The organism is Stenotrophomonas pictorum JCM 9942 (genome assembly GCF_001310775.1).
Lineage (GTDB): Bacteria > Pseudomonadota > Gammaproteobacteria > Xanthomonadales > Xanthomonadaceae > Stenotrophomonas > Stenotrophomonas pictorum.
Map to the genome: position 1 here is coordinate 1 of NZ_BAZI01000137.1, position 7,048 is coordinate 7,048.

Annotated in this window: 3 protein-coding genes and 2 pseudogenes; 1 reads left to right on the plus strand and 4 read right to left on the minus strand. The window is 64.1% G+C overall.

The window, feature by feature from the left end; translation table 11 throughout:
• Window positions 1-115: 115 nt before the first annotated feature.
• Window positions 116-634 carry an RNA polymerase sigma factor gene (locus JCM9942_RS08630; RefSeq protein ID WP_425478333.1) on the minus strand — a complete coding sequence of 173 codons (519 nt, stop codon included), beginning with the start codon at window positions 632-634 and terminating at the stop codon, window positions 116-118.
• 204 nt (window positions 635-838) lie between these two features.
• Here JCM9942_RS08630 and JCM9942_RS08635 point away from each other — a divergent pair.
• Window positions 839-3,744 (plus strand): annotated as a pseudogene (locus JCM9942_RS08635) (bifunctional diguanylate cyclase/phosphodiesterase).
• Between the two features lie 199 nt (window positions 3,745-3,943).
• Here JCM9942_RS08635 and JCM9942_RS08640 read toward each other — a convergent pair.
• The 3 genes and pseudogenes from JCM9942_RS08640 to sucB form a co-directional block, all read right to left on the minus strand.
• Window positions 3,944-4,536, minus strand: a pseudogene (locus JCM9942_RS08640) (LOG family protein).
• 122 nt (window positions 4,537-4,658) lie between these two features.
• Window positions 4,659-6,083 (minus strand): dihydrolipoyl dehydrogenase, encoded by a 1,425-nt coding sequence (gene lpdA, locus JCM9942_RS08645; RefSeq protein ID WP_054659053.1) that lies wholly within the window; start codon window positions 6,081-6,083, stop codon window positions 4,659-4,661.
• A gap of 126 nt (window positions 6,084-6,209) precedes the next feature.
• A partial coding sequence (gene sucB, locus JCM9942_RS08650) for a dihydrolipoyllysine-residue succinyltransferase (protein WP_054659055.1) occupies window positions 6,210-7,048 on the minus strand: 839 nt, incomplete at its 5' end.

Here is a 7,048-nt window from a genome sequence, read left to right on the forward strand (position 1 = left end):
CGCGCCGTTGCCAGGATCCGGGCGTCGAGCTCGGCGCCGGGCTGCTCGCTGGAGCGCGGTTGCCCCAGCAGCCGGGCGAGTTCGCGTTCTTCCGGGGTCAGCCTGTCGGAGATCTTCATTCGTTCAACCTCGCGCGCAGCTTGTCCATCGCGTAACGCAGTCGCGATTTGACGGTTTCCCGGCCCACGCCGGTGATCTGCCCGATTTCTTCCAGACTCAGCTCCTGCTCAAGGCGCAGGATGACCACTTCCTGCTGCTCGGTCGGCAGTTCCGCCAGCGCCTGTTGCAACTGCTGGCGCCGGATGTGCTCATCGGCCAGCAGTTCCGGGGTGCGTACATCGGCCAGTCGCGCTGTGCGCTCGTCTGCATCGGCCGGTGCCGCAGGGCGGTGCTTGGCGGCCCGCCAGTGATCATTGAGCCGGTTGTGGGCGATGCGGAACAGCCAGGTGGCGAAGGCGGCCTCCGGCTGCCAGCTGCCGCGGGCGTTGATGACCTTGTGCCAGATATCCTGGAAAAGTTCCTCGGCCAGCGAGCGGTCACGCAGTTGGCCCAGCAAGTAGTGGAACAGGCGGGTCCGATGGCGGGCATACAGCTCGGCGAACGCGTCGCCATCGCCACGCGCATAGGCCAGCATCAGCGTTTCGTCGGAAACAGGTTGGACGGCGGTATCCACTTTCCCAGCCTAATGATTCCTCGGGTGGATGCCTAGCCGGCCGGCGAGTCGGCTCCTGCGGATTCAGATAAAGAACTTTTGCCCGGCCCTGTATATCCGCGTGGGTGACGGTATGCTGCGGATCAGGGGAGCCCATCCAGTTTGGGAGCCAAAGAGACCGGATGTATGCTCTACAGCCCGCTTGATATCCTTGCCGCCCACCCGCGTGCGGACAGTGATTCCCCCACGGCCCGCGTGGTCGCGACCCTGCAGGGACTGCTCCCCGCCGGAAGTACGGTGGCGCTGGCGTGGGAGGACGCGGTGCTCGCTGCCGGCGGCTGTACCAGTCCGCCGGATCGCGATGCGCTGCAGTCGGCGGTGCGACAGCAGCTGGAGGGGGCCGCGATGACGGGTGATCTTCCCCTGCGTGTTTCGACCTCGTGGACGCATGCCGACAGCGGCACCCGGATTGCGCTGATCGCCGAGCTCACTGAAACCGTGGCGCACGAGCAGCGCGAAGCGTGGCTGGGTACGGCGCGGGCGCTGGTGACCACGGTACTGATGACCTTGCGCCAGCAGCTGCGGATCCAGGAGTTGGAGCGCTCAAAACGCTTGCAGAAGGCATTGTTCGAGATCGCCGATCTGGCCGGTTCGGATCTGGATTTCGATGAAATGCTGGCGCATTTCCATCAGATTCTCGGCTCGCTGATGTACGCGGAAAACTGCTACATCGTCGAATGCGACGAGCAGCAGAGCAGTCTGCGCTTTCTGTATTTCGTGGACACCCAGGACGATTTCATCCCCGAGCCCGAACGCAGCTATCGCCACGAGGAAATGCCGGCCAGCCTGACCTTCGCCGTGCTGCGGCATGGCCAGGTGATGAGTGGCCCATCGCGTGAGCTGCTGAGAAATATCGATTCACGGTGTGACAAGGCCGAGGGGCTGGAAAGTGCCGACTGGCTGGGGGTGCCGATGTGGCGCAACGGGCGGGTGTGCGGCGCCATCGTGGTGCAGAGCTACCAGCTCGAGGTCCGCTACTCGGACGAGGATCGCGCGGTACTGAATTTCGTTGCCAAGCACATCCTGACCGCCATGGACCGGCGGCAGGCGCATGTGCGGCTGGAGCAGCACGTACAGCGGCGCACGCTGGAGCTGGAGCGGGCAAACCGCAGTCTGCAGGCGGAAATCAACGAGCGCCGTCGCGCTGAAATGGTGCAGACGGCGCTGTTCCGGATTTCCGAGCTGGCCATGAGCTGCAACAGCCAGGCCGATTTCCATGCACAGCTGCACGCGGTGATCTGCACGTTGCTCGATGCCCGGAACTTCTACATCGCCCTGGTGAACGCCACCGGCGATGGGGTGGACTTCGTCTACTCCGTGGATGAGAAAAGACCCCGGGAAACCTCACGCCCGTTCAGTGGCGGCCTGACCGAATACACCATCCGCCGGGGACAGCCGTTGTTGGCCATGCGCGAGGATATTGATCGGTTGATCGCCAACGGTGAACTTTGCGAGTTTGGTACGCCTTCCTATTGCTGGCTGGGGGTACCACTGCTGAACGATGACGAGATCATGGGAGTGATCGCGGTTCAGAGCTATTCGCCTGACGTGGTTTTCAACGCGCAGGACCAGCGGCTTCTCGCGTTTGTGGCCGGCAATATCGGCAACAGCTTGACCCGTCAGCGTGATCGCGGCCGCCTGCTCGATGCCCATTCGGAACTGGAGCGCCGGGTCGTGGAGCGCACCTACGAGCTGGGGGAGGTCAACCAGAAGCTGCTCGGGCAGATCAGTGAACGTCTGCGCGCGGAGGAGCGGCTCACCCACCTTGCCTTGCACGACGTGCTGACCGGTCTTCCCAATCGCATGCATCTGCAGCAGACGCTTGAGCAGACCATTGCCCATGCGCGCCTGGGCGCTGGCCCGCCTTTCGCGTTGTTGTTCCTGGACCTGGACCGCTTCAAATGGGTCAATGACAGTATCGGCCACGCCGCAGGTGATCAGATGCTGGTGGAGGTCGCGCGACGGCTGGTGCGGATGATCCGCACCGATGATGTCGTCGCCCGCCTGGGAGGCGATGAGTTCGCGCTGGTGGTGCGTTGTGACGGTGGTGCTGTGGCGGCCATGGATCTGGGGCGGCGTCTGCTGAAAGTGCTCGAGGCGCCGATGTGGGTGGAGGGGCGCGAGCTGTTTCCTTCCGGTAGCGTGGGTATCGCGTTGTGGCACCCGCGCTACACCTCCGGCGCGGATCTGCTGCGGGATGCCGATGCGGCGATGTACCGGGCCAAGGTGAAAGGCCAGGACCGCTGTGTGGTGTTCGATGCCGCCATGCATCAGGAAGCGATGCGCAGCCTGGAGCTGGAGTCCGATCTGCGGCGTGCGATCAACAATCGTGATTTCGTGCCCTTCTACCAGCCATCGTGTCACTGGAGGATGGTCGCCTGATCGGTCACGAAGCCTTGCTGCGATGGCCGCACGAACAGCGCGGCCTGCTGTTGCCCGGGCAGTTTCTCGCGCTGGGCGAGGAGAGCGGGCTGATCGAGCAGGTCGACTGGCTGATCTATGAACAGGTGGTCAAGGATCTGGCCCGCACCGCGCGTGGCTACGTGTCGGTCAATGTCTCGCCCCGGCATTTCCGTGTGGCGGATTTCGCGCCGCGCCTGCTGGCAGTGATCGAAGAAGCAGGTGCCGATGCCGATCGATTGCGCATTGAAATCACCGAAACGGCCTTGCTGGATGATGCACCGCGTACGCTGCAGACCCTGCACCAGTTGCGGGAGCGGGGCGTGGTGGTGCAGCTGGACGATTTCGGAACCGGGTATTCGGCGCTGTCCTATCTGCATCGTTTTCCGATCAGCGCGTTGAAGATCGATCGCAGTTTTGTCGCCGGACTGCACGCACAGAGCGGCAAGAGCACGCTGGCACTGGTGGACGGAGTGTTGTCGTTGGCCCGGACCCTGGGTATCGAAACCATCGGCGAGGGCGTGGAAACCGAGCAGCAACGCCAGACCCTGCAGCAGCTGGGCTGCAACTACGGGCAGGGATATCTGCTGGGGTATCCCGCTCCGCGCCAGGCCACTTTGCAGCAGCTTTGATATACAAAAAAAACAAGCCCGCCGATGCGGGCTTGTTCTGGACGGGCGCTCACTGTGCTTGAACGGCAGGCCTGAAGAGGATCGATCTGGGTGATCCCCGGCGCGGTAGCATCAACGCAACGGATTGCGTTTTCTCCCGGCCGCGCCACGTCCGGAGGCGGGCGCTTTCCAGCCACTCGCGTTGCGCCGTGCCAGTGACTTACCGCAACGCGGCGCGCAGCTTCTCGTCGAACCACTTGCTGGCCTGCGCCGGCGAGTAGGCGCGCATCCATTCGAGCATCCGCGCCGGATCTTCGCCGTGCCACAGATCATCACGCTGTTCCGGATGCAGGAAGCGTTCGCTGACCATGGTGTCGATCATGCCGATCAGCTGTGCGTAGAAGCCGTCGATATCGAGGAAGGCACAGGGCTTCTTGCCAATGCCGAGCTGGCGCCAGGTCAGCATCTCGAAGATCTCCTCGGCGGTGCCGAAGCCGCCGGGCAGGGCGACGAAGGCATCGGACAGGTCGAACATGCGCGACTTGCGCTCGTGCATCGAGCCGACAATCTCCAGCGTGGTCACGCCTTTGTGCGCCACTTCCATGTCCACCAGATGCTGCGGAATCACGCCGGTGACTTCGCCGCCGGCGGCCAGCACGCCGTCGGCCACCGCGCCCATCAGTCCGGTCCTGCCGCCGCCGTACACCAGCCGCAGGCCTTCTTTGGCAATGCGCGTGCCCAGTTCGGTGGCGCGTTGCATGTAGATGGCTTGGCGCCGGGATTGGAGCCGCAGTAGACGCAGATGGACTTCATGGTTGTTCCTGATGGATGGGGAGAGGTGTTCGGATTCCGTCTATGAACAGGGGCGGGATCAGAGGATTTCAAAAGCAAGAAGGCCCCGCCGGGGCGGAGCTTCTGCACACAGGCCGTGGAGCTTAGTTGGCCTTGTGGATCGAACGCTTGCCAACGGCCATGGCCGCGTCGTGGACCACTTCCGACAGCGACGGGTGGGCATGGCAGATGCGGGCCAGATCGTCGGCCGAACCGCTGAACTCCATCGCCAGCACGCCTTCGTGCACCAGCTCGGAGACGTTCACGCCGACCATGTGCATGCCGAGGATGCGGTCCGTTTCGGCATGGGCCAGCACTTTGACGAAGCCAGCCGGCTCGGACATCGCCACTGCGCGGCCGTTGGCGGCGAACGGGAAGCTGCCGGCCTTGTACGGAATGCCTTCGGCCTTGAGCTGCTGCTCGGTCTTGCCGACCCAGGCCAGTTCCGGCTCGGTGTAGATGACCCACGGGATGGTGTCGAAGTTGACGTGGCCGGGCAGGCCGGCGATCAGTTCGGCCACCGCGATGCCTTCCTCGAAGCCCTTGTGGGCCAGCATCGGGCCGCGCACGCAGTCGCCGACCGCCCACACGCCGTCGACGCCGGTGTGGCAATGGTCGTCGACCACGATCTGGCCGCGCTCGTTGACCTGCACGCCGGTACCGTCGGCCAGCAGGCCCTTGGTGGCGGCACGACGGCCCACGGCGACCAGCAGCTTGTCGACCGTGATGGTCTTCTCGCCGCTGGCGTCGCTGTAGGTGACCAGCACTTCCTTGCCCTTGACCTCGGTCTTGGAGACCTTGGCGTTGAGCTGGATGTCCAGGCCCTGCTTCTTGAATTCCTTGGCGGCGACCTTGGCGGCTTCGCTGTCGGCAGCGGCCAGGAACTCCGGCATGGCTTCCAGGATCGTCACTTCCGCACCCAGGCGCTTCCACACGCTGCCCAGTTCCAGGCCGATCACACCGGCGCCGATCACGGCCAGGCGCTTGGGCACTTCGGTGAAGTCCAGCGCGCCGACGTTGTCGACGATGGTGTCACCGTTGAACTTGGCGAACGGCAGCTCGATCGAATCCGAACCGGCGGCGATGATGACGTTGGTGCCCTTCAGCTCGACGGTGCTGCCGTCGTGCTGCTTGACGGTGACCACGTTGCCGGCCTGCAGCTGGCCGAAGCCGTAGTAGGCGGCAACCTTGTTGGCCTTGAACAGCTGGGCGATGCCGCCGGTGAACTGCTTGACGATCTTGTCCTTGCGGCCAACCATCGCGCCGACGTCGATCTTGGCGTCGTTGAAGCTGATGCCATGGTCGCCAAAGATGTGGCCCATGTTCCAGAACTGGCGCGAGGAATCCAGCAGCGCCTTGGACGGGATGCAGCCCACGCGCAGGCAGGTGCCACCGAGGGCCGGCTTGCCGTCCTTGCCCAGCGCTGCGTCGATGCAGGCGGTCTTCAGACCGAGCTGGGCGGCGCGGATGGCGGCGTGATAGCCGGCAGGACCGGCACCGATGACGACGACGTCGAATTGTTCAGCCATTGATAATTCCTTGTTGCTTTCCGTCGGCCCGGAGGCGGGCCGCTGGCGCCTGGCGCCGGGAAGAGGACGGTGATGCGAGCCTGCAAAGCCAAGCCCCTCGCCATTGCGGGCGAGGGGCCGGAGGGATTACAGACCGAACAGCATGCGGCCCGGGTTTTCCAGCTGGTTCTTGATGTCCACCAGGAACTGCACCGAGTCCTTGCCATCGATGATGCGGTGGTCATAGGACATGGCCAGGTACATCATCGGGGCGATCACGACCTGGCCGTTCTCGGCGATTGGACGATCCTTGATCGTGTGCATGCCGAGGATGGCGCTCTGCGGCGGGTTGACGATCGGGGTCGACATCAGCGAGCCGAAGGTGCCGCCATTGGTGACGGTGAAGGTGCCGCCCTGCAGTTCTTCCAGCGACAGCTTGCCGTCGCGTGCCTTCTTGGCGTAGTCGGCGATGGCCTTTTCGATGTCGGCGAAGGACATGCGCTCGACGTTGCGCAGCACCGGGGTCACCAGACCCTTGTCGGTGGACACGGCGATCGAGATGTCCGAGTAGCCGTGATAGATGATGTCGTCACCATCGATCGAGGCATTGACCAGCGGGAAGCGCTGCAGCGCGTTGGCGGCGGCCTTCACAAAGAAGCTCATGAAGCCCAGCTTGATGCCGTGGGCCTTCACGAACTCTTCCTGCAGTTCCTTGCGCGCGGCGGAAACCTTGGCCAGGTTGACTTCGTTGAAGGTGGTCAGCATCGCGGTCGAGTTCTTCGACTGCATCAGACGCTCGGCGATGCGCTTGCGCATGCGGGTCATCGGCACGCGTTCTTCCGGACGGGCGCCGCCGGCCTTGCCGATGCCACCGTTGCGAGCGAAGTTGACGATGTCTTCCTTGGTCACGGCGCCGTGGCGGCCGGTGCCGGACACGTCAGCCGGGTTCACGCCTTCGGTGATGGCCGAGAAGCGGGCGCCCGGGG

Coding starts and splice junctions, on each gene's coding strand:
- JCM9942_RS08630 (WP_425478333.1), bottom strand. CDS start 634: ATGCTGGCCTATGCGCGTGGCGATGGCGACGCGTTCGCCGAGCTGTAT.
- lpdA (WP_054659053.1), bottom strand. CDS start 6,083: ATGGCTGAACAATTCGACGTCGTCGTCATCGGTGCCGGTCCTGCCGGC.